This is a genomic window from Pantoea sp. DY-15, assembly GCF_019795935.1.
In the GTDB taxonomy this organism is placed as follows: domain Bacteria; phylum Pseudomonadota; class Gammaproteobacteria; order Enterobacterales; family Enterobacteriaceae; genus Pantoea; species Pantoea leporis.
The window spans coordinates 290,763-317,045 of sequence record NZ_JAIMIF010000005.1 but is presented as its reverse complement, the minus strand read 5'-3'; the positions used below and the strand labels follow the sequence as shown (position 1 = coordinate 317,045).

24 protein-coding genes are annotated in these 26,283 nt (G+C 55.2%); 10 read left to right on the top strand and 14 right to left on the bottom strand.

The features are described from left to right. Window positions 1–479 precede the first annotated feature (479 nt). On the top strand, window positions 480–1,370 hold the full coding sequence (gene yghX / locus K5Y32_RS19270; protein WP_137386438.1) for a YghX family hydrolase: 891 nt from the start codon (window positions 480–482) through the stop codon (window positions 1,368–1,370). 33 nt (window positions 1,371–1,403) lie between these two features. On the opposite strand, the gene K5Y32_RS19265 is transcribed toward yghX, so the two are convergent. After that, window positions 1,404–1,766: a helix-turn-helix domain-containing protein gene (locus K5Y32_RS19265; RefSeq protein ID WP_222185495.1), complete on the bottom strand. Its 363-nt coding sequence runs from the start codon at window positions 1,764–1,766 to the stop codon at window positions 1,404–1,406. 97 nt (window positions 1,767–1,863) lie between these two features. Between K5Y32_RS19265 and K5Y32_RS19260 the strand changes: the two genes are divergently transcribed. Together K5Y32_RS19260 and treF are read left to right on the top strand one after the other, a co-directional pair. Beyond that, entirely contained in the window at window positions 1,864–2,718 is an 855-nt protein-coding gene (locus K5Y32_RS19260; RefSeq protein WP_222185494.1) for an SDR family oxidoreductase, read from the top strand. A 323-nt stretch (window positions 2,719–3,041) separates the two neighbouring features. Continuing rightward, the gene (treF, locus tag K5Y32_RS19255; RefSeq protein WP_222185607.1) at window positions 3,042–4,700 is read left to right on the top strand and encodes an alpha,alpha-trehalase TreF; all 1,659 of its coding nucleotides are present in this window, start codon (window positions 3,042–3,044) and stop codon (window positions 4,698–4,700) included. Window positions 4,701–4,783: 83 nt separating this feature from the next. Here the strand turns inward: treF and K5Y32_RS19250 are convergent, their stop codons facing one another. Beyond that, window positions 4,784–5,731, bottom strand: coding sequence for a sensor domain-containing diguanylate cyclase (locus K5Y32_RS19250; RefSeq protein WP_222185493.1), 948 nt, complete (start codon window positions 5,729–5,731; stop codon window positions 4,784–4,786). 329 nt (window positions 5,732–6,060) lie between these two features. Between K5Y32_RS19250 and K5Y32_RS19245 the strand changes: the two genes are divergently transcribed. From K5Y32_RS19245 to K5Y32_RS19230, 4 genes are all read left to right on the top strand, one after another. Then, window positions 6,061–9,303 carry a transporter substrate-binding domain-containing protein gene (locus K5Y32_RS19245; RefSeq protein ID WP_222185492.1) on the top strand — a complete coding sequence of 1,081 codons (3,243 nt, stop codon included), beginning with the start codon at window positions 6,061–6,063 and terminating at the stop codon, window positions 9,301–9,303. A 4-nt stretch (window positions 9,304–9,307) separates the two neighbouring features. Then, on the top strand, window positions 9,308–10,012 hold the full coding sequence (locus tag K5Y32_RS19240; RefSeq protein WP_222185491.1) for a response regulator transcription factor: 705 nt from the start codon (window positions 9,308–9,310) through the stop codon (window positions 10,010–10,012). Between the two features lie 118 nt (window positions 10,013–10,130). Next, window positions 10,131–11,195 carry a mannonate dehydratase gene (gene uxuA, locus K5Y32_RS19235; protein WP_222185490.1) on the top strand — a complete coding sequence of 355 codons (1,065 nt, stop codon included), beginning with the start codon at window positions 10,131–10,133 and terminating at the stop codon, window positions 11,193–11,195. A gap of 162 nt (window positions 11,196–11,357) precedes the next feature. Beyond that, window positions 11,358–11,771, top strand: a complete 414-nt coding sequence (locus tag K5Y32_RS19230; protein ID WP_222185489.1) for an ester cyclase — start codon at window positions 11,358–11,360, stop codon at window positions 11,769–11,771. Here K5Y32_RS19230 and K5Y32_RS19225 read toward each other — a convergent pair. The 12 genes from K5Y32_RS19225 to K5Y32_RS19170 form a co-directional block, all read right to left on the bottom strand. Continuing rightward, complete coding sequence (locus K5Y32_RS19225; protein ID WP_222185488.1) at window positions 11,754–12,176, bottom strand: MarR family winged helix-turn-helix transcriptional regulator; 423 nt, start codon at window positions 12,174–12,176, stop codon at window positions 11,754–11,756. The two genes, K5Y32_RS19230 and K5Y32_RS19225, sit on opposite strands and share 18 nt — an antisense overlap. A 43-nt stretch (window positions 12,177–12,219) precedes the next feature. Then, window positions 12,220–13,482, bottom strand: coding sequence for a beta-ketoacyl-ACP synthase II (gene fabF, locus K5Y32_RS19220; RefSeq protein ID WP_222185487.1), 1,263 nt, complete (start codon window positions 13,480–13,482; stop codon window positions 12,220–12,222). 42 nt (window positions 13,483–13,524) lie between these two features. Next, a complete protein-coding gene (locus K5Y32_RS19215; RefSeq protein WP_222185486.1) occupies window positions 13,525–14,070 on the bottom strand; it encodes a helix-turn-helix domain-containing protein in 546 nt (181 codons plus the stop codon). 172 nt (window positions 14,071–14,242) lie between these two features. Beyond that, window positions 14,243–14,935: an amino acid ABC transporter permease gene (locus K5Y32_RS19210; RefSeq protein ID WP_192412085.1), complete on the bottom strand. Its 693-nt coding sequence runs from the start codon at window positions 14,933–14,935 to the stop codon at window positions 14,243–14,245. Window positions 14,936–14,950: 15 nt separating this feature from the next. Beyond that, window positions 14,951–15,637 (bottom strand): amino acid ABC transporter permease, encoded by a 687-nt coding sequence (locus K5Y32_RS19205; protein ID WP_154155525.1) that lies wholly within the window; start codon window positions 15,635–15,637, stop codon window positions 14,951–14,953. A gap of 111 nt (window positions 15,638–15,748) precedes the next feature. Next, complete coding sequence (locus tag K5Y32_RS19200; RefSeq protein ID WP_101761871.1) at window positions 15,749–16,564, bottom strand: transporter substrate-binding domain-containing protein; 816 nt, start codon at window positions 16,562–16,564, stop codon at window positions 15,749–15,751. Window positions 16,565–16,584: 20 nt separating this feature from the next. Next, window positions 16,585–17,322 (bottom strand): amino acid ABC transporter ATP-binding protein, encoded by a 738-nt coding sequence (locus K5Y32_RS19195; protein WP_154155227.1) that lies wholly within the window; start codon window positions 17,320–17,322, stop codon window positions 16,585–16,587. 10 nt (window positions 17,323–17,332) lie between these two features. After that, window positions 17,333–17,899 (bottom strand): peroxidase-related enzyme, encoded by a 567-nt coding sequence (locus K5Y32_RS19190; RefSeq protein ID WP_222185485.1) that lies wholly within the window; start codon window positions 17,897–17,899, stop codon window positions 17,333–17,335. Further along, entirely contained in the window at window positions 17,896–18,378 is a 483-nt protein-coding gene (locus K5Y32_RS19185; protein WP_222185484.1) for a hypothetical protein, read from the bottom strand. Before K5Y32_RS19185 ends, K5Y32_RS19190 begins: the two co-directional genes overlap by 4 nt. Then, window positions 18,375–19,829 (bottom strand): NAD(P)-binding domain-containing protein, encoded by a 1,455-nt coding sequence (locus K5Y32_RS19180; RefSeq protein WP_222185483.1) that lies wholly within the window; start codon window positions 19,827–19,829, stop codon window positions 18,375–18,377. The genes K5Y32_RS19185 and K5Y32_RS19180 overlap by 4 nt, the downstream gene beginning before the upstream one ends. Before the next feature lie 296 nt (window positions 19,830–20,125). After that, a complete protein-coding gene (locus K5Y32_RS19175) occupies window positions 20,126–21,085 on the bottom strand; it encodes a LysR family transcriptional regulator (RefSeq protein WP_222185482.1) in 960 nt (319 codons plus the stop codon). A gap of 159 nt (window positions 21,086–21,244) precedes the next feature. Then, window positions 21,245–22,153 (bottom strand): LysR family transcriptional regulator, encoded by a 909-nt coding sequence (locus tag K5Y32_RS19170; protein WP_222185481.1) that lies wholly within the window; start codon window positions 22,151–22,153, stop codon window positions 21,245–21,247. A gap of 130 nt (window positions 22,154–22,283) precedes the next feature. Between K5Y32_RS19170 and K5Y32_RS19165 the strand changes: the two genes are divergently transcribed. The 3 genes from K5Y32_RS19165 to K5Y32_RS19155 all read left to right on the top strand — a co-directional run bounded on the left by K5Y32_RS19165 (window position 22,284) and on the right by K5Y32_RS19155 (window position 26,262). Further along, the gene (locus K5Y32_RS19165; RefSeq protein WP_222185480.1) at window positions 22,284–23,594 is read left to right on the top strand and encodes an MFS transporter; all 1,311 of its coding nucleotides are present in this window, start codon (window positions 22,284–22,286) and stop codon (window positions 23,592–23,594) included. 14 nt (window positions 23,595–23,608) lie between these two features. Further along, window positions 23,609–24,697: a tartrate dehydrogenase gene (locus tag K5Y32_RS19160; RefSeq protein WP_222185479.1), complete on the top strand. Its 1,089-nt coding sequence runs from the start codon at window positions 23,609–23,611 to the stop codon at window positions 24,695–24,697. A 158-nt stretch (window positions 24,698–24,855) separates the two neighbouring features. After that, window positions 24,856–26,262 (top strand): MFS transporter, encoded by a 1,407-nt coding sequence (locus K5Y32_RS19155; protein ID WP_222185478.1) that lies wholly within the window; start codon window positions 24,856–24,858, stop codon window positions 26,260–26,262. The last annotated feature ends 21 nt before the right edge of the window (window positions 26,263–26,283 follow it).

The following is a 26,283-nucleotide window of genomic DNA, read 5'->3' as shown; positions in this document are numbered from 1 at the left end:
AATGTCGCGCCAATGTAAAAGGAAGTGGTGCGAACAAAAAGATACAGGGGAAGTCGGTAAAACTATAACAGTGTTTTTTGATTTCGATCATTGTTTTCAGCAGAAACTAATACTTTAAAAATCACGACGTTAAGGTTAATCACCCTCATTCATTGTGACAATATTGTTATTGTTTTCCGCCTATTCCCGCTGTGCTTATCAGGTAAGCACTTCATTTATTTATTTTTTAGTGCGAAGAAAAATGGCGTTATTTACGGTAAATACGTTGAGCATGTAAATATTTCCGGACAGCGCAGGATGATCAGGATTGTTAATTAAAAGCTAATATTTTTAGAACAAAAAGATATATTTCTGCTGTTTATTAAACAGGTGATGTAAACGCAGTGACGTTAACCTACTGCGGCATGGTATTTGCCAGCGGCGACAAGCTGTGCTTTTTTAGAGCAGTAATCAACCAGTTAAACAGCGAAGGAGAGGTTATGGCCCGTCTTACTGCACAGGATTTCCCTCAGGAACTGCTCGAGCTTTACGATTACTACGCCCACGGCAAAATCAGCAAACGTGAATTTATTGCGATGGCGGCGAAATTCACCATCGCTGGCATGACCGGCGCCACGCTGCTCAGCGCCATGAGCCCCAATTATGCGCTGGCGCAGCAGGTGGAATTTACCGATCCAGCGATCAAACCGGAATACATTCACTATCCGTCACCACAAGGTCACGGCGAGGTGCGCGGCTATCTGGTGCGACCGGCCAATGCATCCGGCAAAGTGCCTGCGGTGGTAGTGGTGCACGAGAATCGTGGCCTCAATCCCTATATCGAAGATGTGGCACGACGGGTAGCGAAAGCCGGTTACATCGCGCTGGCACCCGATGGTTTGAGCTCGCTGGGCGGTTATCCGGGGAATGATGATGAAGGCAAAGTGATGCAGGCCAAAGTCGACCCCACCAAGTTGATGAATGACTTCTTCGCCGCGATTGATTTCCTGATGCACCACGAAGAGGGCACCGGCAAAGTGGGTATCACCGGCTTCTGCTACGGCGGCGGCGTAGCCAATGCGGCGGCCGTCGCGTTTCCTGATTTGGCCTGCGCGGTACCGTTCTACGGCCGTCAGCCTAAAGCGGAAGATGTGCCGCGCATCAAAGCGCCGCTGTTGCTGCACTACGCCGCGCTGGATAAAGGCATCAACGAAGGTTGGCCAGCCTATGAAGAGGCGTTGAAAGCCAATCACAAAATCTATGAAGGCTATGTTTATCCCGGTGTGAATCATGGCTTCCACAATGATTCGACGCCGCGTTATGACAAAGCCGCCGCCGAATTAGCGTGGAGCCGCACGCTGGGTTGGTTTGAGAAGTATTTACGCGCTTGAGGGTGCGGCGGTCGCCATAAATGGCGGCCCTTCTCAATGCGCCTTCAAAATCCGATGCACATTGCTCTCCAGCCAATCCGCCAGTCCGGTCACCTGCCCTTCCACTTCGCGGCCTAACGACGTTAAACGATACTCAACGTGCGGTGGCACCACGTCATAGGCAATGCGTTCAACAAAACCATCCTCTTCCATATGGCGCAGCGTCTGCGCCAGCATACGTTCGCTGACGCCACCAATCTTGCGGCGCAGCTCGCTAAAACGCAGGGTTTCTTCGCGCAGCGCCAGCAAAATCAGTACGCTCCAGCGGCTGGTAATGCGCTTCAACACGTCGCGTGACGGGCAATTCACGTTCAGCAACTCACCGCGCGTAAATTTTTCACTCAACTTTTCAGACATTTAACTCAGCTTCTCCAAACTAACCAATCTGTAAGTACTTACTAAAAGTTAGTTTATCGCTTAGGCTGTTTTCATACCAGTTCAACAGGAGAACAACATGATTGCGATTACAGGTGCCACAGGCCAACTGGGCCGTCTGGTGATTAATGCGTTATTGAAAAAAGTGCCGGCTAGCGAAATCATTGCGGCGGTGCGTTCGCCCGAGAAAGCGGCCGATCTGCAGGCGCTGGGCGTAACGCTGCGAGCGGCGGATTACAGCCAACCGGAAACGCTGCAAAGCGCCTTTGCCGGTGTCGATAAACTGCTGCTGATCTCTTCCAGTGAAGTCGGCCAGCGTGAAGTGCAGCACAAGGCGGCGATCGATGCGGCTAAAGCCGCCGGCGTTGGCTTTATCGCCTACACCAGCTTACTGCATGCCGATACCTCGCCGTTGGGTTTAGGCGTTGAGCATCGTGCGACTGAAGCCCAGCTGAAAGCCTCGGGCATTCCTTTCGCGCTGCTGCGTAACGGCTGGTACACCGAAAACTACGCGGCGAGTATTGCGCCCGCGCTGGCGCATCATGCCTTTATTGGTGCGGTCGGCGAAGGTCGCATCGCTTCCGCGGCGCGCATTGACTATGCGGCGGCAGCGGCCGAAGTGATTAGCCGTGACGATCAAGCGGGCAAAGTGTATGAACTGGCTGGCGATGACAGCTACACACTGGCGCAGTTCAGCGCCGAGATTGCTAAACAGTCTGGCGAGCAAGTGGATTATATCAATCTGCCACAAGCCGAATTTGCCGCCGCGCTGAAAGGTGCCGGTTTGCCAGATGGCTTGTCTGAGATGCTGGCGGATTCCGATGCCGGTGCCGAAAAAGGCGGTTTGTTCGATGATAGCCATACGCTGAGCAAACTGATTGGCCGCCCAACCACGCCGTACGCGGACGTGATTAAGGCAGCGTTGCAGAAGTAAGGTTGACCAGGTCGGCATTTATGCCGACCTGGTCAATCACCGCTGCGTTTGCCATCAATTGATCAAGTCATCCCACGCTTTTCCGCGCAAATTTTAGCGATTTTCTTAAATACAGATAATTCTGTGCAGCTATTTAAACATCCATCCTAAAAGCCGCTTTCATTTCCTGAAATATAGTGCGTTGTAATCGCTGAAAAATCATAAAAACACCGGATCCATCGACATGATTTATTACGTTCATAGATAAATCGCATTGTTGTTTCGCCCGTTCAGAGCTCTATAATTTGTTCTTTACGCATTCAAGAATTTACCAGGAGGCTGCTATTAATACTAACCAACAGCAATATAACGCTTTCGAGGATCGACGCGCTGATGCTGAACTGGAGTATCAATATAATCCTCACGAGTTCGTTCGCGAAGGTATGCAGGATTCAGAGCCGGAACCCGAGCTGATTGAAGGTTTGCCCGCGCCGGATGCGCTGACGCCTGCCGATCGCTACATGGAACTGTTTGAGCAGGTGCAGACGTCGCACATATTTGCCGACAGCAAAACGTTTCCGGACTGCGCACCAAAATTCGATCCGCTGGATATTTTAATCCGTTTTCGTCGTCGTAAACGCGCAGCGGATTTTGATCTGGAAGCATTCGTGCACGAACATTTTTATTCACCTCAGGTGAATGAGAGTTTCTATGTTTCCAATCCAGATAAAACCTTAACCGAACATATTGATGATCTGTGGCCGGTGTTAACCAAAATGCCGCAGCAACATTTAGCGCACTCATCGCTGCTGCCGTTGCCGAAACCTTACGTGGTGCCCGGCGGCCGATTTGGAGAAACCTATTACTGGGATTCCTACTTCAGCATGCTCGGCCTCGCCGATGCAGGCCGCGACGATCTGCTGCGTCATATGGCGGATAACTTTGCCTGGCTGATTGATAACTACGGCCACGTGCCGAACGGCAACCGTACTTACTACCTCAGCCGCTCGCAGCCGCCGGTGTTTGCGCTGATGGTTGAACTGTTTGAAGAGGATGGCATTCGCGGTGCGAAACGCTATCTCGATCAGCTGATGAAAGAGTACCAGTTCTGGATGGATGGCGCGGGCGAGCTGATGCCGCATCAGGCTTATCGCCATGTGGTGCGCATGCCAGATGGTTCGCTGCTGAACCGTTATTGGGACGATCGCGACACGCCGCGCGATGAGTCGTGGCTGGAAGATATCGAAACCGCGAAGAAATCGGGTCGTCCGGCCAGCGAGGTTTATCGCGATCTGCGTGCCGGTGCCGCATCGGGCTGGGATTACTCTTCCCGCTGGCTGCGCGATCCGCAGCGCCTGGCGAGTATCCGCACCACGCAATTTATTCCGATCGATCTCAATGCTTTCCTCTACAAGCTGGAGCTGATGATTTCGACGCTGTCACACGCCAAAGGCGAAGAGCTGACGGCGCTGGCATGGCAGAAAAAAGCCGATGCGCGTAAGCAGGCGATTCATCGCTATCTGTGGGATAACACCGCCGGGGTGTACCGCGATTACGACTGGCGCCGCGAACGCTTTGGCGCATTCACTGCCGCTGCGGTGGTGCCGCTGTTCCTTGGCCTCGCCTCGCCTGAGCAGGCGCACTTGCAGGCCGTGGCGTTGCGCCATCTGTTACTGACGCAAGGCGGCTTGTTAACCTCGATGGTGGAGAGCGGCGAGCAGTGGGATAAACCCAATGCCTGGGCGCCGTTGCAGTGGATGGCGGTGGTCGGTTTGAATCACTACGGTGAAGAGACGCTGGCGACAGAAATTGCCGTTAACTGGCTGAATACGGTAAATAATTTCTATTCACTGCATCATAAGCTGGTGGAGAAGTATGACATCAGCGGCGATCGCGCCCGTCCGGGTGGCGGCGGTGAGTATCCGCTGCAGGACGGCTTCGGCTGGACTAATGGTGTGACCCGCAGGTTGATGACCATGTATGGGCATTTGCTGGCGGATTGATTAATGCGCACTGTAGGATCGCCATTTATGGCGACCAAATGCGCAATATGTGAAACGGTCGCCATAAATGGCGACCCTACGGTTTACCCCGCCAACCCAAACCCCTGCTTACCATTCTTCTTAATCTGATACATCGCCTCATCGGCTCGTGTCAGCGCCTCATCAAAGCTGTCACGCTCCTGCACTTGCGTAATACCAATTGACGCACCAATCTGCGCGTGGCCGTTATCAATATCAAACGGTGTCAGCGCGGCATCCAGCACTGCCTGCATCATAATGCGCACTTTCGGATAGTCGATCAGGAACGGCATCAGCAGCACAAACTCATCGCCGCCGAGTCGGCCAATCACTACATTTGGTGGCACCACGTCGATAATGCGCTGGCTCAGCTGAACCAACACCTCATCACCACTGCGATGTCCCAGCGTATCGTTGACGTGTTTGAAGTTATCGAGATCGATAAACGCCACGCACAACGGCCCCAGCGCTTTCATCTTGCTGAACTGCGTATTTAGCGCATGGCGATTGGTCAGTCCGGTAAGCGGATCGTGATGCGCCAGCGATGAGAGCTGCGCTTCGTACTGCTTCTCTTTGGTCATATCGATGTGCGTGCCGGTGACTTTGATCGGATTGCCCGCTGCGTCCCATTCGGTAACGCGTCCACGATCCAGTACCCATTTGATATTGTCGTTTTTGCCCAGCATGCGGTGCAGCGCTTCGTAGTAAGGCGCACGCCCTTCGATGTGATCGTAAAAGGCTTTCAGCACTTCATCAGCGTCATCCGGATGCAGGCAATCGCGCCATACATCGAACTGCGCTTTGGTCTCTTTCGGCTGAAAACCGAGCATCGCTCCCCATCGTCGGTTAAAAATCACCAGCTTGCCGCTGGGAATATCCAGCTGCCATAAACAAAGACCGGTTCCGTCCAGCGCTGCACTCAGCTTGTTACGCGCGTCATGCGCTATACGCTTTAAACGCGCATTGTGCTTTTTCAGGTTATGAATCTGCTGACGCAGCGCTTCTTCTGACATGGTTGGCTGAAGGAGAGGAAATAAGCACTATTTTGCCTACCAGGAAATTTCTGTAAATAAAACCAATGAAAAGCCGATTAGCAGCGGCAAATTGGAGAAACTTCAGGAGTAACGTCGAAAGTTTCCTGTCAAAACAGCCGACTAAACTTACTTAAGTGCCCGTCTTTAGTAAGTACAGTCGCTATTTATAAGAAATTCCTTAGTTGCTATTTAATTACTGTTTAGGTTCGTGCCGCTGTGAGTTGTCACCTGGCGCAGCAAAGGCGTGCCAGTAGGTTGCACCGCCGCGTCGCAGTGCAAGATGCAGGATTAAAATTGAGAACGGGTTCGTGGGTAAACGCATTCTAAACATGATCTTCCTTATGGGCTTCTGTTTCTCCGCCTGGAGTGCCTCCCCTTTAAATTTCACGCCGCGTTATGGTCTGGTTTCCCCTGAAGTGACGCTGAATGAAGAGAGCCAGCAGTGGCTAAAACGTCATCCCGTGCTGCGCGTCGGTATATGGAGCCACACGTTACCGCCCTATTCGGTTGAATTTGAAGAAGAGACCTTTGAAGGTCTGTCCGCCGACTATCTGGCCATCATCGCGAAAACGCTGAACCGCCCGGTCGAAGTTAAACGCTATAACACCCGTCTCGATCTGGTGAACGCGCTCAATAACAATCAAGTCGATTTAATTCCTTACTACCCGCAGGCTGCTAATCACGAAACCAAACTGGCACTGAGTATTCCCTATTCGCTGGCGCAAAGCGTGTTGATTAGCCGCCGCCAGGCAAAATTTGATCGTCAGCTAAATGACAGCCGCTATCGCCTGATGTACTACGGTGACGACGAACTCAAAGCGCTGCTCCATAAACGCTATCCCGAAGCGACTTTAGCGCCCGCCACACCGCCACTCTGGGCCTATACTGACACCGCTTTCAATGAGGACACGGTGTTCTGGAGCAACTCTGCCACGCAACGCTATTTGTCGCAGCGCGGCTTGCAGAACATTATTGAAGGGCATAGCACGACTTACATGAATGATGTGGATGCGCGCTTTGCCACCCGCGCGGACAATGATTCGCTGATCACCGCCATTAATGAAATCCTTAAAAATATCCCGCTACGTAACGCCGTACAAATTGCCGAAGCATGGGGGCTTGATTACCGGTCGGTGGTGAAGAATCATCCATTGGACCTTAGCGAAGCTGAGGCTAAATGGCTGGCTGGTCACCGCGATATCACGGTGAATTACGATCCTGCACATCTACCTTTCACCTTCCTGGATGGCAAACAGCGTGTTGCCGGATTAAGCGTTGATTTGTTAAATCTCATCTCGCAACGCACCGGTATTCGTTTTCATTACAATCCCATGCGTGGCTTGAGCAATATGCGCGATGCTCTGGTGAACCAGCGAGATGCACTCATCGTGGTGAGTGATGCGGCTTCACAGCAGAGTAAACACATCAAGTACACACGTTCGTACATTTATTCGCCTTGGGTGGTGATGACCCGCAGCGACAGTAACTGGCGCAGTTTCGAGGAAATGGCAGGGAAACGCATCGGCATCTACGAGCGTTCTTATTATCGCTTTGATCTGCGTCGCCGCTGGCCAACCATCGATTTTAATGAAAATGCCGTTTCGCTCGACTCCCTCGGACAGCTCCAGGAGAAGCAGGTTGACGGCTTTATCGTGCCCTACGAATCAGCGCAATATTTGCTGAATAACCACTTTAATGACCGCTTTAAAGTGGCGTTCGTTGCGCCATTGCCGATGTTCCGTATGGCTATGGCGACCAACGCAACGGATGAGCATTTGCTCTCAATCCTAAATAAAGCGCTGTACGATATTCCACAGCCGACCATGCAATCGCTAATGGAACGTTGGATCAAGTACACGCCTCCCGCCACCAGTACGTCCTGGCAGAGCTATCGCAGTTACGTGCTGCGTATTGCTGCGGTGGCCGGCATTTGCCTGCTGTTTTTCCTGTGGCGCAACCACTTGCTGAAATCGTCGCTGGCGAAGCAGCGCCAGCATGAGCGCGAAATGAGCAACCAGCTGCACACCATCGAAACGTTGCTGGAAGATGTACGCAAAGCAAAACGTGCCGCACTGCGCTCCAGCGAGGCAAAAAGCACTTTCCTTTCGCATATGAGCCACGAAATCCGCACGCCGCTGGCGGCGCTGATTGGGCTTTTGGAAATTGAGCATTTAGGTCAAAGCGACGAATCTCAGCGTCAGAAGAATATCGATCTGGCGTGGGAATCCTCCCGTTCACTGCTCTCGCTGGTCGGCGATATTCTCGACCTGGCGAAAATCGAATCCGGTCATTTCAGCATTCGCCACATGCCGATGTCACTGAGCGATGTGGTTTATGACACCGAAGCGCTATTCCGTCAGGTAGCACTAAATAAAGGGTTGTCGCTCAATGTCATGCTGGATATCGATCAGGACTGCGTGCTGTTTGATCCGGTGGCGTTGAAGCAAATTCTCGCCAATTTGGTGAGTAACGCCATTAAGTTTACCGCGCAGGGTGAAATTGAGGTGGCGCTGTATCAGGCAAATACCAGCAAACCCGAATACGTGCTGGAAGTGTGTGACAGCGGCATTGGCCTGACGCCCGAACAGCAAAAAGCGATATTTGAGCCCTTTATTCAGGTTGAACAAAACACCAATCGTGTTAGCGGCACTGGGCTGGGTCTCAATATTTGTCGTCGCCTGGCGGTGATGCTGGAAACTGAACTGCACGTTGAGAGCGAGCCCGATGTCGGAAGCGTATTTATGCTGCGCTTTACCGCCCAACCTGCCACTGCGTTTGAAGCAGAAAGCGAACATCCACCGCTGGAAGCACTGGCGCAGATTTCGTTACGTATGCTGATTGTTGACGATAACGCCACCAATCGTCTGTTGCTGGCACAACAGTTGCGCTACGCCGGACATCATGTGCTGGTTGCGGAAGGCGGCGAAGCGGCGCTGGCGCTGTGGCGTGAACATGAGATTGATCGCGTGATTACCGATTGCAATATGCCTGGCATGGATGGTTTCGAATTTACCCGCCAGTTGCGCATCGAAGAGAAATTACTCAATCGCCGCGCGGTGCCGATCTACGGCCTGACGGCGATGGCGGAAGAGCGTGTCGCACAACTTGCGACGCAGGCGGGCATGAATGGTTGTCTGTTTAAACCACTGGAGCGCACGCAGCTGCTTAAAGTGGTAACCGGTGCGCCGACCAGCCAGATACGTTCTGACGCCTTACTCACACTGGAAAACCTGGCAGCCAACGATCCGCAAGCCTGGCACGATCTGGTGACAACAGCCCAGCAGCAAAACGCGCGCGATCTCGCACAGCTGCAGCAGGCCGTTGAGGAGATGAATTTCGCCAGCGCGCGCCACGCGGCACATCAACTGCTTGGCAGCGCAAAATTGCTGCACGCCGATGCACTGCAACGCAGTTGTCTTGCGGCGGAACAAGCAGCAGAACAACAAGATGGAGCATGCTTAGAGCAGCAATTGCCAGCCGTGATCGCTGCTGTCGCTGAGTTGGAAAAGCTGTTCCAAAACGCACTCGAAAACACCCCATTGATGAGGTAAACCCATGAAAGATAGCACCATTTGGCAAGTTGCCGTATTAGATGATCACCCACTTATTGGCAAAGCGATACAGTATCGATTAGCGCAAGAGCCCGAGCTGGAGTTGGTTGGCACTTTCGCACAGCGCCAGCAGTTGATGACTTTCCTGCAGCGCAATGCCGTCGACGTGTTAGTGCTGGATTATATCCTTGGCGATGATGAGCTGGATGGCTTGCAGATGGTGAAGCAGCTACGAATGCGCTATCCGCAGCTTAAAATTCTCGTCTCCTCCGCCGTCGAAAAACCGGCGATTGTGCAGCTATTGTTGAAAGCCGGCGTGCATGGTTTTGTCGGTAAAAGCGAAGATCAGGAAGTGCTGATCAAAGCGCTGCATCAGGTATGCCGCAACAAACGTTTCCTCACCGCAGACATGCTGCTAGAGATGGATAAGTTCAAAGAGAGCGATAAGGAGATGCACGATTATCTGCTACCGCGCGAGATGTGTGATGACATTACGTCGTTAATGCGTGAGCTGAGCCCACGTGAGATCGAAGTGATCCGCTGCTATCTGGATGGGTTGAGCATCACGCAGATCGCAGGCAAGTATGCACGAAGCCGTAAAACCATCAGCGGGCAAAAACAGACTGCGCTGCGCAAATTGGGTCTGCGATCTGATTTGGAATTATTTAAATACAAAGAGCATTTCAGTGAAATTGTGCTGCATCACTAATGCAAAAATTGTGTTCTGTGACGCGGATCAAGGCTTATTCACCGCACCGCGCTGTCATGATGTTTACTAGAATGGTAGTTTATCAGTTATCACAGACACGATAACGGTGGATGACATTATGCAACTGACAATGCGTTGGTTTGGTCCGAAAGAAGATAAAGTTTCGCTGGAATATATTCGTCAGGTGCCGGGCGTGCGCGGCGTTGTGGGCGCGCTGTACGACGTACCGGTGGGCGAAACATGGCCGAAAGAGAAGATTAACGCGCTGGTTGAGCAGGTTCATGCCGCCGGGCTAACCGTGGAAGTGATCGAAAGCGTCAACATTCACGATGACATCAAAATCGGTCTGCCGAGCCGCGATCGCTATATCGAAAATTATAAGCAGAGCATCCGCAACCTGGCCGAGGTCGGCGTGAAGGTGATTTGCTACAACTTCATGCCGGTGTTCGACTGGATGAAGACCGACATGAACTACGTGCTGCCAGACGGCTCGCTCACCATGGCGTTTGAGAAGAAAGGCATTGATAAGAGCCTCGACGAGGTGGTGCAGGAAGTGCTGGGCAACGCCAATGGTTTCGCCCTGCCGGGCTGGGAACCGGAACGTCTGGCAAAAGTGCAGGATCTGTTTGCCCAATACAAAGATGTTGATGACGCGAAACTGCGTGAAAACCTCGCTTACTTCCTGAAAGCGGTGATCCCGGTGTGTGAAGAAGTGGGCGTCAAGATGGCGATTCATCCGGACGATCCACCGTATTCGATCTTCGGCCTGCCGCGCGTGGTGAAGAACCGCGACGATCTCGACTGGATCTGTAACGTGGTCGATTCCGAGGCTAACGGCATCACGCTGTGTACCGGATCGATTGCCGAAGATCCGAATAATGATGTGTACGCCATTCTGGCCGAGTTCTCGCGCCGCAAACGCATCCCGTTCGCGCATGTGCGTAACATCAAGATCATTCAGGATAAAGATTTCTACGAGTGCGCACACCCAACCGAATACGGTTCGCTGGATATGTATAAAGTGCTGCAGTCGATGCATGACAACGGTTTCGATGGCTACATCCGTTCTGATCACGGCCGCTTTATCTGGGGCGAAACCGGCCGTCCAGGCTACGGCTTGTACGATCGCGCGCTGGGCACCACCTATCTGCTGGGATTGTGGGAAGCGCTGGGTAAGCGCTGAGTTTTACGCAGTGCGCATAAATGCGCACATTGCGCCGTCGTAAGGTCGCCATTCATGGCGACCTTTTCACGTTAATCTCACCGCACAACCTGGCAAACTCTCCATCCCAACTTGCCGTTAAATATATACAGTTAAACTGTACATATTCAGCGGAGACTCACCATGTCAGAACAAAACAAAGCCGTTGTACGTCGTTTCAATCAGCAGGTGATTGCCGAAGGCGATCGTCAGGCTTTCAATCAACTTGTCGGCGAAAACTTCATTAACCGATCAGCGCCAGCTGGCGCGCCCAGCGATCGCGAAAGTCTTTGGCACACCTTCGATCAGATCCTGCGCCCCGCTTTCCCCCATCTTCAGGTGCACATTGAAGATCAAATCGCCGAGCGCGATTGGGTCACCACGCGCAAAATCATAACCGGCGTCCACAGCGGATCGCTGATGGGCATCGCGCCCACCGGTTTAGCGGTAACGATCGCGGTGATCGATATGGTGCGAATTGAAAAGGGAAAATACGCGGAGCATTGGGGCATGAACACGCTGGCGGCAGTAATGACGCAGCTAAAGCAGTTTGCGTAATGCAGCCAGCCCTTTTTGCAGATCGTCGCGATCCTGCTGGTCGAGCGTTGCATCGATGCGCGCAGCAATCCACTCGGCACGCTGTTGACGTGCGGCCGCCAACGCAGCGCGTGCCTGATCGCTCAGCACGATCACCTGCGCCCGTGCGTCCTGCGCGCTTTTTTGCCGCAGCACCAAACCTTGCGCCTCCAGCTCATTTACCACCAAACGCATACTTTGATGTTTCACGCCGCGCAGCCGCGCGAGATCGGCGATAGAAAGCGCGTCATGGCTGTCGAGCAGATCTAAGGTTTCATATTGCGAGGTGCGCACGGTCGCGGTGCTGACGCGGACGTTACGTACCAAATGACTGACCATCTTACGGAGCTCTTCCGCCAGCTGCTGGGTTGCAATTTCAGTGCTCAAAGGGGCGATTCCTGCGCGCTATCGTCGGTCCATTATAGGAAACCTATTGCCAGGCTTTAAACAACAAACTGGCATTCACGCCGCCAAAGCCAAAACCGTTGGAAAGCGCATAGGTCATTGCCGTCGGCTGTGGCTTGAGTGCCACCAGATTCAGCCCAACAGCCGCTTCATCCGGATGCTGCAGATTGAGCGTCGGCGGAGCAACCTGATCGCGCAGCGCCAGAATCGAGAAGATCGCTTCCACACCGCCCGCCGCACCGAGCAGATGTCCGGTGGCCGATTTAGTGGAGGTGATCGCTACCTCGCTGCCAGCGAACAGCGAGCTAATTGCTGCCAGTTCGCCCTTGTCGCCGACCGGCGTCGACGTAGCATGTGCATTGATATGCTGCACCTCGCTCGCCGTTATGCCCGCCTGCGCCAGCGCGGTTTCCATTGCCCGGCGTGCCCCTTCACCATTTTCCGGACCGGCAGTGAGATGGTAAGCATCTGCGCTGGTGCCGTAACCCACCAGCTCCGCCAGCGGTGTCGCGCCGCGCGCCTGCGCATGTTCCAGCGATTCAATCACCAGCAATCCCGCGCCCTCGCCCATCACAAAACCGTCGCGGTCGCGATCAAACGGACGCGAAGCCTGCTCTGGACGATCGTTAAAGCCACCCGACATCGCTTTCGCTGCGGCAAATCCGGCCAGGCTCACGCGATGGATCGCCGCTTCGGTGCCGCCGCACAGCGCAATATCCGCTTCGCCGCTGCGAATTAGCCGTGCTGCATCGCCAATCGCCTGGGCACCCGCCGCGCACGCCGTCACCGGCGCGCCAATTGGCCCACGAAAACCATGTGCAATCGAAACGTGTCCGGCAGCCAGATTGGCGAGAAACGAAGGAATGGTAAACGGCGACAAGCGACGCGGCCCACGCTCGGCGGTGGTTTCAACCGCGTTGGCGATTTCGTTAAAGCCGCCGATGCCGGTGGCGATCACCGTGGCGGTGCGCTGCTGTTGCGCACTGTCCTGCGGGAACCAGCTGGCCTGCGTCAGCGCTTCATGCGCCGCCACCAGCGCGAACTCGATAAAGCGATCCATTTTCTTGCGATCTTTGGCGGCGATAATGCCGTCGGGATTAAAACCGTGCTGGGGATCCTGCTCCAGCGTCGGCACCTGTCCCGCCACTTTGCAGGTGATATCCTGCACCATCTCCGGCGGCAAGGCGCTGATGCCCGATTTTCCCGCCAGCAGCGACTGCCAAACCGCTTCCGTGCCGCAGCCCAGCGGCGATACCAGCCCCATGCCGGTAATGACAATTCGTTTCATTTTTCATTCCTTAATCTGCGGATGCTTACTTGCGCGTTAGCGTTATGACTGCGGCTGGTGCAGCGGCGGCGGCGCAAATTTCTGGGTGTTATCTCCAGCGCGTTTTTTCTGCAGATAATCATGGCGATAGTGCATCATCGGCTCCGCTGCCGGGCCGGGCACCATCTGATAGTTATCCAGCGTCAGCGGCTGGCCGTTTTCGCTATCGACCAGCTGCATCTTCACCGGACGCTGCGTAGCGCTTTCCACCAGCTGCATCTGGCGACCTTCCGGCGAGAAATGCGTGCTGCCCCACTCGGTGAGCGCCAGAATTACGCCGCGAAAATCGCGACCGACGGCCGTCAGGTGATATTCGAAGCGCGCCGGGCTGGTGCTGTAACACACCTTCTCCAGCAAGCCATCGTCCACCAGCTCTTTCAGCCGCCGCGACAATATGTTGGGCGCTACACCGCTGCTTTTCTGGAACTCATCGAAGCGCGTAAAACCGGCCAGCGCATCGCGCATAATCAGTATGCTCCAGCCATCGCCAATGCGCCCAAGGCTGCGCGCGATGGGACAAGGCATGTTGTAGAGCGGTTGGTTTTTCAAGGTAGGCTATCCCACATCGGTTTGATGGCGGATACTGTTGCAGAGTGACTTTCATTTTGCAAGTAACTTGCAGAATGAAAGTGATTCGGCGATGGCTTCTTTGCACAACAAAGTGCGCCGCTACGGTTGGGCGCACTTGATCGTAGCGGCGCGATTTATCGCGCGAATTTGGTCAGGTCCGTACCCGCAATCTCGCCTCAATCTTATCGGCGATCTTGGTCACCACATAGGCAATCACCATGTAAAACACCACCGCCACCAGGAAGGCTTCGAGGTAGTAGAAATTCAGCGCCGCGGTCAGTTGCGCCTGGGCGAAGATATCCACCACTTCGATGGCAAACGCCAGCGACAGCGCTTTCATGATCACCATAAAGGCGTTGGCCAGATCGGGAATCGCCGCCACGATAATCTGCGGGAACATCACGCGGCGGAACAGCTGGCCGCCGCTGTAACCGAGCGACAGCGCCGCATCCGATTGTCCGCTATCAAAGGAGTTGAGCGCGCCCTTCCACACTTCCGCCTGAAACGCTGCAACACAGGCGCTTAGGGCAACGATGATGATCACCCAGTTCGGCAGCGAGTGCGCATTCACTTTCACGCCAATCAGCGTGGCAACGAAATCCAGCGCCGGCGGCAAACCGTAATAGGCGAGGAAAATCACCACCACCATCGGCACGCCTTTGAAGGCAATTTTGTACGCGATCACCAACTGACGCAGCACCGGAATGCGGCGATGTTCAATAAAGGCAAACAGCCCGCCGAGCAGCGTTGAACAGATAAACACCGTCACCGCCATCAGCAGCGTCACCGGCACCGCATCGAGAATGCTCCAGAAGTCCGGCAGTAAAACCTCAAGATCAAACATGGTTTCTCTCCCTTATCAGACGCTGGTGAATTTGACGCGTGCAGCAGTTTTCGAGCTGTACTTCGCGTGACGTTGTTCGAAGAAACGGATAATCAACCAGGCCACGCCGCACAGCAGCGAATAGAGCACCGCCAGCACCAGATAAGTGCCGAACTGATATTGGTTGTAGTCGCGTTCCATGATCAGATGCGCAGTCGCCATCACATCCGCCGCACCGATGTACATCACCAGCGCCACGTTATGAATCAGATAGATAATCGCATTGCCGTAACCCGGCAGCGCATAGTGCACCGCTTGCGGACCGACAATACGCAGCATTTTCTGGCGGAAGCTGTAGCCCATGCTGTCGGCGGCGTCATGCTGGCCGCTCTCCACGGCGAGAAACGCCGGGCGCATCACTTCCGACAGATAACCGCCGTGATACAGGCTCAGGCCAATCATCGCCGCGATGTTGGCGGTGACAAAATCGCTGAAGCCAAACTGCTCGGCCACCAGCGGCAAGCCATAAAACGCGACAAACAGCTGCAGCACCACCGGCACGCTGCGCGCGTATGAGACGTACAAATCCACAAACTGGCTGATAACCGGGATGCGGCGCACGCGGAACACGGTGGCGATCAGCGCCAGGAAGAACCCGACGATCATCGCGACAAACATTATGCCAAGCGTCAACGGCAGCGCCGAGAGCAGCTCGGGAATCATCGAAGTCAGATTCACAGTGAAACACTCCTGCTAAAAAAGAGCCGGTGAATGCGGCGTAGGGGCGGCCTTCGGCCCGCCCTTTTCAACGCATCATCGAGCACGGTGAATCTCTTACTTCATGTACTTCGTGACGTCTTCGCCAAACCACTTCTGCGCCAGCTTATCCAGCGTGCCGTCCGCTTTCAGCTGCTGCAGCGTTTTGTTGATGTCATCGTTCAGCGCCTGGTTCTCGGCTGAACGGTGAATCAGCACGTAAGTGTTGTTAATGGCAACCGGCTCGCTGGCTTTGATCGCCAGTTTCTGGTTGTCGATCACCGTTTGCTCGCCGAGGTTCGAAGGCAGGATCAGCGCATCATATTTGCCACGCTGCACCTCTTTCAGACGATCCGGATAAGGCACGCCTGCGCTCGAAGCTTTGATCTCAACTTTGTCGTTCGGGTTGTCCTGCTGCCACTGCGTCACAAATTTGTAAACGCCGCCGCCTGCGGTAACCGGCACAATCTTCTTGCCGACCAGATCTTTCATGCTGTTGATGGTGCTATCGCTGCGGCTGTAGATTTTCATCAGGCTGGCACCGATCGGTGCATCCGGAATCAGGAACTGTTTGCTGCGCGTTGGCGCTTTGTAATAACCGCCGGTCGCCATGTCATATTTGCCGGTGGCGAGGCCGGTTTCCTGGGCGATATCCGCCGCACCTTCCATCACAAATTTGTACTGCGGCAGTTTAGCGTTGATGGCTTTCAGCACGTCCGGCTCGTAGCCCTGCGGCTCGTGACCAATCGCGCCCCACGACAGCGGTTTAGACTCCGCCGCAGTGGCGATTTTGATAGTGCGCACCGCGTCGGCGAAGCTGTTACCGCTGATGAGTGCCAGCGCGATGATGCCAGGCGCAGCCAGGCGACGTAAAGTGGTTTTGATTGCAGGCATGTCGTTGATTCCTTTAATTATTAGAATACGCGTTCTGAATTGAGGAACTGAGCAAGTCGCGGCAGGGTTGGATTATCAAACATCTCAGTCGGGCTGCCCTGCGCGGCCACCACGCCCTGATCCATAAAGACGATGCGGTTCGAGATACTTTTGGCGAACTGCATTTCGTGCGTCACCAGCAGCGAGGTAATGCCGGAGGACGCCACATCTTTAATCACTTTCAGCACCTCGCCCACCAGCTCCGGATCGAGCGATGAGGTCGGTTCATCAAACAACATCACATCAGGACGCACCGCCAGCGCGCGCGCGATGCCGGTACGCTGCAGCTGACCGCCGGAAAGCTGCGACGGATAGTGATCGAGTTTGGCGCCCAATCCGACGCGCTCCAGCTCCTGCACGGCGATATCGCGCGCTTGCTGTTTGCTTTTGCGTTGAATGACGATCAGCGGATCCATCACGTTTTCCAGCACCGTCATGTTTTTGAACACGTTGAACTGCTGGAACACCATCGCGGTGCGCAGGCGGATCGCCTGGATCGCCGCTTTATCCGGTGACTGATAATCCATGCGGATCTGATCGAGCTGAATGGTGCCCGACGCCGGTTTCGCCAGATAGTTAATGCAGCGCAGCAGCGTGGTTTTGCCGGTGCCGCTTGGCCCGATGATCGACACCACATCGCCGCGTTTCACCGACAGATCGACACCTTTCAGGATCGGCGTGCTGCCGTAAGAGAGCTTAATATCGTTGAGTTCTAACATGCAGCAGCCCTTATTTGTTCAGGTCAGCATGGCCAAGCACATGCATCAGACGGTTGGCCCAGCCAAAAATGGCGATGGCGTGGATCAGATCGATAATCTCCTGATCGTTCATGCCGACCGCGCGCAGTGCCGCCATATCTTCGGCGCTGGCTTCTGACGGCGTCACCGACAGGCGACGGGCAAAACGATAGATCGCCGCATCACGCTCGCCGAGCACATCCGCACGATCAAAATAGATGGCGCTCACCACCGCATCACTTTCGGCCAGCTGCGCATGGCGACGCGCATGCACCACCGCGCAATATTTGCAGCCGTTGACGATCGACGCGCCCAGCGCGCCGAGTTCACGATCCGCGCGATCCAGCCCGCCATCGACATACATAATGGCGTTGAACAGCACGGTACGCGCCACGTAGCTGTCGGGATCGTGCGCTAACGTGCGCACATATTCGGAGATTTTCTTGTTGGATGGCGTCACTTTCATCGCATCGAGCTGCGCGGACGTGGCCTCTTCTACCTCAACCGGCGCGATATACGGATGCCAGTGCAGCGGCTTGAGATTAACCGACGGAATCATGCAGACCTCAACAAGCGTAATCCGGCCGCGACGCGCGTCTGGAAGTTAATAAAAGCAATCAGCTCGGAGAGCGCCACAATCTGTGGATGAGTCAATCCGGCCTGCTCCAGCAGGCGAATGTGCTGCTCGGTGGCGTGCATTGGCTGCCGGGTAATGAGATCGGCGTGGCGCGCGATGGTCGCCAGCGGTTCTGGCAGATCGGTGGCGCCTGCCGCCAGCGCCAGCAGCGCCTCTGACGGCTGCAACGCCGCCAGCTGCGTCTGATAATCCTGTTGCAGCGCGACATCGTTATTCAGCTGCGCCATGCGCTGAGCCAGCGCTAAACGTACATCCGGCGCTAAACCCTGATCGTCGTTGGGTGCCAGCACCGAGATGCGGCACTGCTCCGCGCCGTCAACAAATTCCGGGCGCAGGCGGCGCGTGCCGTACAGCGCATCTTCAGCGTTTAAGCCGACTGCGCGATCAATTGCGTCACTCACTGCGCGTTCTCCTGGTTGAGTAAGGGCGTAGAATCCACCCATTCATCGCCCTGCAATTCAGGGGTGTCAAAAGCCTGTAAGTTGGCGTAATGCTGCTCGACGTCTTCGGCAAACAGCGAAGCGGTAATGCCGCGCACCAGACGATCGGCACCGGCGCTCACCGCCGGGATATCGCCGGAGACTTTGCCGTGCGTCAGCATCGCGGCATCGTTGAAGCAGTGAATGTGCGCCAACAGCGGGCATGCGCCTGGTGTCAGTTCGCGGAATTCAAAGGCGGGGCCGAGATCCGGCGCTTCCAGCAGATTGGCTCGCGGCGCGCCCATTTCGGGCTGATAACGTCCGTCGCGCCAGCTGCGGATATGTGGCGCGAGCGCGGCAAACTCCGGGCGGTCGTGGAAATCGTTACTAAAGCCGGTAGCCGCAATGAGGTAGTCGTAGCGCAGCGCGCCTTGCGTGGTTTCGATCAGCAGCCCATTGACCTCTTGCTTGACCGCTTTGATGCCGCAATCAAGCAAGAAGCGAGCATTGGCATGACGCGATACGCGCAGCGTCGATGAGCGCGGCGGCGGCGTTTGCGTGGTGGCGGTGTAATCGACAAACTTCCACTTCCACGCGTCCGGCAGCTGATGCATGCCGTGCACCACGCCCTGACTGCCAATGCCGGTCATTTTGTTGATGCGCGGCATCTGCTTACGACGAATCAGCAGATCCACCGCGCCCGCGCCGTTTTCCAGCGCGGTGGCGGCATTATCCATTGACGATGCACCTGCGCCAATCACCGCGATGCGTTTGCTTTTTAGGGCTGAGAAATCAATGTCGTCGGCGGAGTGCGCCCAGAACTGGCGGCTAATACCTTGCAGGAATTCCGGCACGGCGAAGCCGCCAAGACCAGAACGTCCGGTGGCCAGCACCAAACGGCGCGTGTAAATGCGGCCGGTTTCGGCACCGCTAACATCGAGCGCAATCAGATCGCCAGCAAAGCCAATATGGGTGACGCGCACTTTGTTGCGCACCGGCAGATTCAGCACCTTGCGATACCAAATCAGGTAATCCATCCACTGCGCTTTGGGAATTTTATCCAGCGCTTGCCAGGCTTCTTTGCCCCACTGCGCGGTGAACCACGCGCGGAACGTCAGTTGCGCCATACCGAGCGCCGGGCCGTGCAGGGATTTCGGTGAACGCAGCGTTTCCATGCGCGCAAAGGTCACCCACGGACCTTCCAGCCCGGCGGGTGCGGCGTCATACGCCACCACATTGCTGATGCCGCTGAACTGCAATTTCGCCACCGCCGCCAGCCCGCACATGCCCGCGCCGATCACCACCACGTCACGCACGGGTGCGCCATCCTGCGTGCGCTCGGGCACCCAGGATTTAGCGGGCAGTTCAAGATATTCCAGATCCTGCTGAAGCTGAGCTTCCAGCGCGGCAAGGCCATCGGCGGCATAAGTCATACATGTTTTCCCAGAAATAAGCGGCGGCCAGGGTGCGGACGAAACCACCAAAGCGCGTTAGTGACTATGCATTTCCATTATCCTGATAACACATAGTTAACGGTTAATAATCAATAAATCACATAGTAAGAGCTAAGGCTTCGCATAATCCTCTTGCCCTAAAACAGAGTCAATAATCGCGCTCAGCTTTTGACCAATGGATTTCTTATATCTTATGCCGGAAATGTTATAAGCGGGTTTTGCGAACGTGCGTAGGGTCGCCATTCATGGCGACCTCGCTAATAACCGCACTAATTTTAATCCTGATTAATCAACCGCATAATACGCGGATGCTCGCTGGCGGGCAGACGCTCAAAACCCGGCAGCAAATCGGCGGCAGCGCTGGCTAACGCCTCCACCAGCGCCTGCGCGGCAGCAGAAATCTGTCTTCCCTGCGGCGTAATCACGCCAAAGTAATAAGGAATATCCTCCTCGATTGGACGGATCGCCACACCGGCCAGCGGCATGCCCCAACCGGTGACCGGTTCGAGGATCGCCACGCCCAGCCCGGCGCGCACGCAGCCAAGAATATTGGCGGAAGAGTTGGTTTCGATGGTTTCGTGCAGCGGCGTTTTGACCTTTTTCAGCGCTTTTTCGTAGCGTCCGCGCAGCCGCTGCGGGCTCCAAGGCGCAATCAAACGGCGTCCCGTCAGGCTGCTCAACGACAGCTGAGACTGCGCCGCCAGCTCGTCATTCTCCGGCAGCGCCACTACGCACTGTGATTGCCCAATCCAGTGCAACTCCACTGCGTGATGCTCTAGCGGCAAACTGCATAAACCGAGATCGGCTTCGGCGGTGATCACCGCATGCGCCGTCTGCACCGCCGATTCGCTGATGATCTGCACTTTGTTCTGCAGGTTCAGCGCGGCCAGCGCCTGCGGCAGCAAACCCGCCGCCAATGCCGGCGTGGCGGCGATGCTCAGCGGACGATGTTGCTGATGGGCGATCTCCTGCGCGCGCAGGCGAATCTGCTGCAGCGAGAGCAGCGCTTTCTGCACGTATTGATGCAGCTGCAGCGCCTCTTCCGAAGGATGAATGCGCGGACCGTTGCGAATAAACAGCGGATAACCCAGCGATTGTTCCAGTTCCTGAATCAAACGCGACACCGCCGGCTGCGAGCGATTGAGCGCCTTTGCCGCCGCCGTGACGCTACCGGCAGAGATCACTGCCGAGAAGGCTTCCAGCTGCCGCAAATCCAGGTCGTTTAAAATGGTCATCGCGCGATTTTTCCCTAACTCATTGATCGTTCCCGACATTGGCGCGGGAAAGTTTTCATCATAGAGAGAGTCGTGGGAATTAGCCACAGGGTGGAAAGTGCGCTTTGCCCCTCACCCTAACCCTCTCCCGCAGGCGGGAGAGGGTTAGGGTGAGGGAAATCACAACTTCTCCGTCAGCTCACGTTGATGCTCATGCAACAGGCGCAGCATCTCGCGCAGAAACCGATCTTCGTTGCCCTTCTGCCAGGCAATACTCAGCGGCAAACCTTTAATCTCTTCCGGCAGATCCAGCGCGATATAACTGACGCTGTCGCTGTTCATGGTGCGATACGAAGCCGGCACCACCGCCAATCCCAAACCGGCAGCCACCAGGCTCAGAATGGTTTGTTTCTCTTCGGCAAACTGCGCGATGTGCGGCGTGAATCCCGCAAGTTTGAACAGGCTCATGGTGAGATCGTGACTGTGCGGACGTGTGCGCCGGTCTGGAATGATCATCGCTTCGTGTTGAAAATCAGCCACCGCCACCTGTTCACGACCCGCCAGTGCATGCTGAATTGGCACCGCCAGCACGCAGCTTTCGCGGGTGATAAAGCGCACCGCTAATGACGCATCAATACTTTGTGGCTCGCGAATAAAAATCATATCCAGCCAGCCCGACTTTAATTTCGGGATTAAATTAATGGTTTTGTCTTCAATAATATGAATATCGCTGTGCTGATGCAGCGGAACAAATAAATTAAGTAATGCCGGAACTAATCCACGCGCGGCACTATCAATTGCGCCAATACGTAATGTGCGACGTTCATCTTTTAATCCCACTTTAAAACGTTTAGCCAGTACATCAAATTGATCGATTAATTTACTGGCATCGTCAAAAAAGAGCGCGCCTTCGGCGGTTAATGAAACATTACGCGTCGATCGATTTAACAGACGCACGCCAAGGTCCTCTTCCAGTAAACGAATGAAGCGAGAAAGTGACGCAGGCATCATTTCCATCTTTTGTGCGGCGCGGCCAAAATGCAGTTCTTTACCCACCGCAACAAAGCAACGCAATTGATTTATATCCACATTCCCCTCACCCGTTGATTATGCAAATAGTTTATATAATCCACATCTGATGATAAGCCAAAGCAAAACTGCATACTGAACTCGATTACAAAAAAATAACACCACCCTACACAATCTGGAGCACTTTAATATGAACTCTCACCTCGAAAAAAGGGTGATGCGTAAAGTGACGTTACGCATTGTGCCCTTCATCATGCTGCTCTACTTCATCGCTTTTCTCGATCGCGTCAATATTGGTTTTGCTGCATTAACCATGAATCAGGATTTAGGTTTCTCGCCCACGGTATTTGGCTTTGGTGCCGGGATCTTTTTCCTTGGTTATTTTCTGTTTGAAGTGCCGTCGAATTTAATTCTGCATAAAGTCGGCGCCCGCATCTGGATTGCACGCGTCATGATCACCTGGGGATTGGTTTCCGGCTGCATGGCTTTTGTGCAGGGCACTACCAGCTTTTACGTGCTGCGCTTTCTGCTGGGCGTGGCGGAAGCCGGATTCTTCCCCGGCATCATACTCTATCTCAGCTACTGGTTCCCGGCGGCGAAACGGGCGCAGGTCACCGCCATCTTTATGGCTGCCGCGCCGCTTTCCACCGCGCTGGGATCGCCAATTTCTGCTGCGTTATTGGAGATGCACGGCCTACTGGGCTTTGCCGGTTGGCAATGGATGTTTGTGCTGGAGGCGATTCCGGCGCTGCTGTTCGGCATCGTGGTGCTGTTTTACCTCACCGACCGCCCGGCAAAAGCCAAATGGCTGACCGATGAGGAGCGTGCATGGCTGGAAACCACCATGCAGGCCGAAGAGCAGGCGCGCGCCGTGAAAAATAGCCACAGCAGCGCATGGCGCGGATTGATGGATAAACGGGTGTTAGCGCTGGCGCTGGTTTACTTCGGTACGTCAGCGGGTTTGTACACGCTCGGCATCTGGTCGCCGCAGATCATCCGCAGCTTCGGCGCATCCTCGATGGAAATCGGCTTCCTTAATGCCTTCCCGGCGGTGATCGGCGTGATCGGCATGATCCTGTGGGCGCGTCACTCCGACCGCACCAAAGAGCGCAGCTGGCATGTGATTGGTGCCTGTTTGCTGGCGGCGGCTGGCCTGATTTATGCCGGTAACGTCAGCACGCTGTTCACCGTGATTATCGCGCTGACGCTGGTCACCGTCGGCATCAGCGCCTCAAAACCGCCGCTGTGGAGCATGCCGACCTTATTCCTGAGCGGCCCGGCGGCGGCGGCGGGCATCGCCACCATCAATTCCATCGGCAACCTTGGCGGCTTTGTCGGCCCGATGATGATTGGCGTAATCCGCCAGCAAACCGGCAGCTATACGTGGGGCCTCTATTTCGTGGCTGGACTGCTGGCGCTTTCGGCCATTGTGGTTCTGCTGCTCGCCGCCAGCGGTAACCGACCGCAAACGGCGAAAATCCCTCATCCTCATACTCATTGATCTGGAGAAACAACATGCGTAACTACTCGATTGCCGCAATCCCTGCGGATGGTATTGGCCCGGAAGTGATCTCTGCTGGAGTGGAAGTGCTGCACGCGTTGACGCGTCACGATCCTCATCTCAAATTCAACGTGCAGACTTTTGACTGGGGCTCGGACTACTACAAGCAACACGGCGTGATGATGCCGGAAGATGGCCTGCAAACGCTGAAGACGTTTGATGCGATTTATTTTGGTGCGGTCGGCGCGCCTGACGTGCCGGATCACATCACGCTGTGGGGTTTGCGTTTGCCGATTTGTCAGGGCTTTGACCAGTACGCCAACGTGCGTCCGACCAAAATTCTGCCGGGTGTCACTTCACCGCTGCGCAATCGCGGCCCCGGCGATCTCGACTGGGTGATTGTGCGGGAAAACTCAGAAGGCGAATATTCCGGTAACGGCGGCCGCGCGCACCGTGGTTTGCCGGAAGAAGTCGGCACCGAAGTGGCGATCTTCACCCGCGTTGGCGTGACGCGTATTATGCGTTATGCCTTCAAACTGGCGCAGTCGCGTCCACGCAAGCTGCTGACGGTGGTGACCAAATCCAACGCCCAGCGTCACGGCATGGTGATGTGGGATGAGATTGCCGCCGAAGTGGCGCAGGAGTTCCCGGACGTACAGTGGGACAAAATGCTGGTGGATGCGATGACGCATCGCATGACGCTGCATCCGCAGAGCCTTGATACCATCGTCGCCACTAACCTGCACGCCGATATTCTGTCGGATCTGGCCGGTGCGCTGGCGGGCAGTTTAGGCGTGGCGCCCACCGCCAATATCGATCCTGAACGTCGCTTCCCGTCGATGTTCGAACCGATTCACGGCTCGGCGTTTGATATCACCGGCAAAGGCATCGCCAACCCGATAGCCACGTTCTGGACAGCGGTGCAGATGCTGGAGCATCTCGGCGAACGCGACGCAGCGGCGCTGATTATGCAAGGCATTGAATATGTCTGCGCTAAGGGCATTTTGACACCGGATGTGGGCGGCACGGCGAACACGGCTGAGGTAACGCGTGCGGTGGTGCAGTTTATTGAGACGAAAGCTACTGTGGCAGAAACAGCGTGATGTAACCTGGTGCGCATGAATGCGTGCCGGGGCATTGTTGTGGTCGCCATGAATGGCGACCCTACGACGGCATCAACATTTTGCTAAACATTTCGGTTTGCACCTGCCGCGCTTTTCATTAAAAGTCTTTGCATCCTTCTGTTTTAGCAGGACCTCGCATGATCGACTCAGGCAGAGAAGCCAGACCAAACTCCCATCGCACCCTGCTGTTAGCGTTGTTGGTCGCCGTGACCTTCTTTATGGAAAACCTCGATGCCACGGTGATCACGACTGCGATTCCGCAGATGGCGCGCGACTTCGCTTCCAGCCCGGTGGCGCTGAACATTGGCGTCAGCGCCTATTTACTGGCGGTGGCGATTTTCATTCCGATGAGCGGCTGGCTGGCGGAGCGCGTTGGCGCGCGCACGGTATTCGCTAGCGCGATCCTGATTTTCACCCTCGCCTCAATCCTGTGTGGCTTAAGCGACACGCTCGCGATGTTCACGCTGAGCCGCATTCTGCAAGGCATTGGCGGTGCGATGATGGTGCCGGTGGGTCGCATGGTGGTGCTGCGCGTCACCGAAAAAAAGGAGATGGTGAAAACCATTGCCTTTATTACCTGGCCGGGCTTGATTGCGCCGGTGCTTGGCCCGCCGCTGGGCGGTTTGATTGTCACCTACGGGCATTGGCCGTGGATTTTCTGGCTCAATATCCCGCTCGGTATTATCTCCATCATCGCCACCGCTTATCTGGTGCCGCAGTTCAAAAGCGAACAGCTGCGACCGTTTGATGTGCGCGGCTTTGTGCTTACCGCCACCGCCTGCACCTCATTAATTATCGCGCTCGAAGCGCTCGGGCAGATGCATCTCAGTTTTGGCATTCCGTTGCTGCTGCTGGGCGCGCTGTGCAGCTGGCTGGCGTATCGTCACAGCTTCCGCCATGCGCAGCCGCTGCTGCCGTTTAGCGCGATGAAAATTGCCACCTTTCGTAATGCGGTGATTGGCGGCTCGTTCTTCCGCGCCTCGATCAACGCGGTGCCCTATTTGCTGCCGCTGCTGTTTCAGCTGAGTTTTGGCTGGAGCGCGGCGCAGGCCGGTGCGATGGTGCTGTGGGTATTTGCCGGAAACCTGGCGATGAAGCCGGCGACAACCTGGTTAATGAAGCGCTGGGGCTTTCGTCGCGTGCTGATGTTCAACGGCGTGATCAGCCTCGCGGCAATGCTCGGCTGCTTGCTGCTCACTCCGTCGCTGGGCTACTTCGCCATCGCCGCGATTCTGTTTATTGGCGGGCTGTCGCGCTCGTTGCAATTCAGCTGCTACAACAGTTTGGGCTTCGCCGATGTGCCGCAAAACAAGATGAGCGATGCCTCGGTGGTGTTCAGCATCTTCTTCCAGTTCAGCATGAGCGCGGGTATTGCGCTGGCGGCGCTGTTCCTGCGCGCATCCATGTTGTGGCAGGAGCATAGCGAAATTGCGCAAAGCGATATTCATATCGCCTTCGCCGGCGTCGCATTGTTGGTGCTGCTATCGCTGTTTGACGTAACGCGACTGGAGAAAAATGCCGGTGCGCAGGTGCTGGTAAAATAATCCCAATGCACTATTTACCGT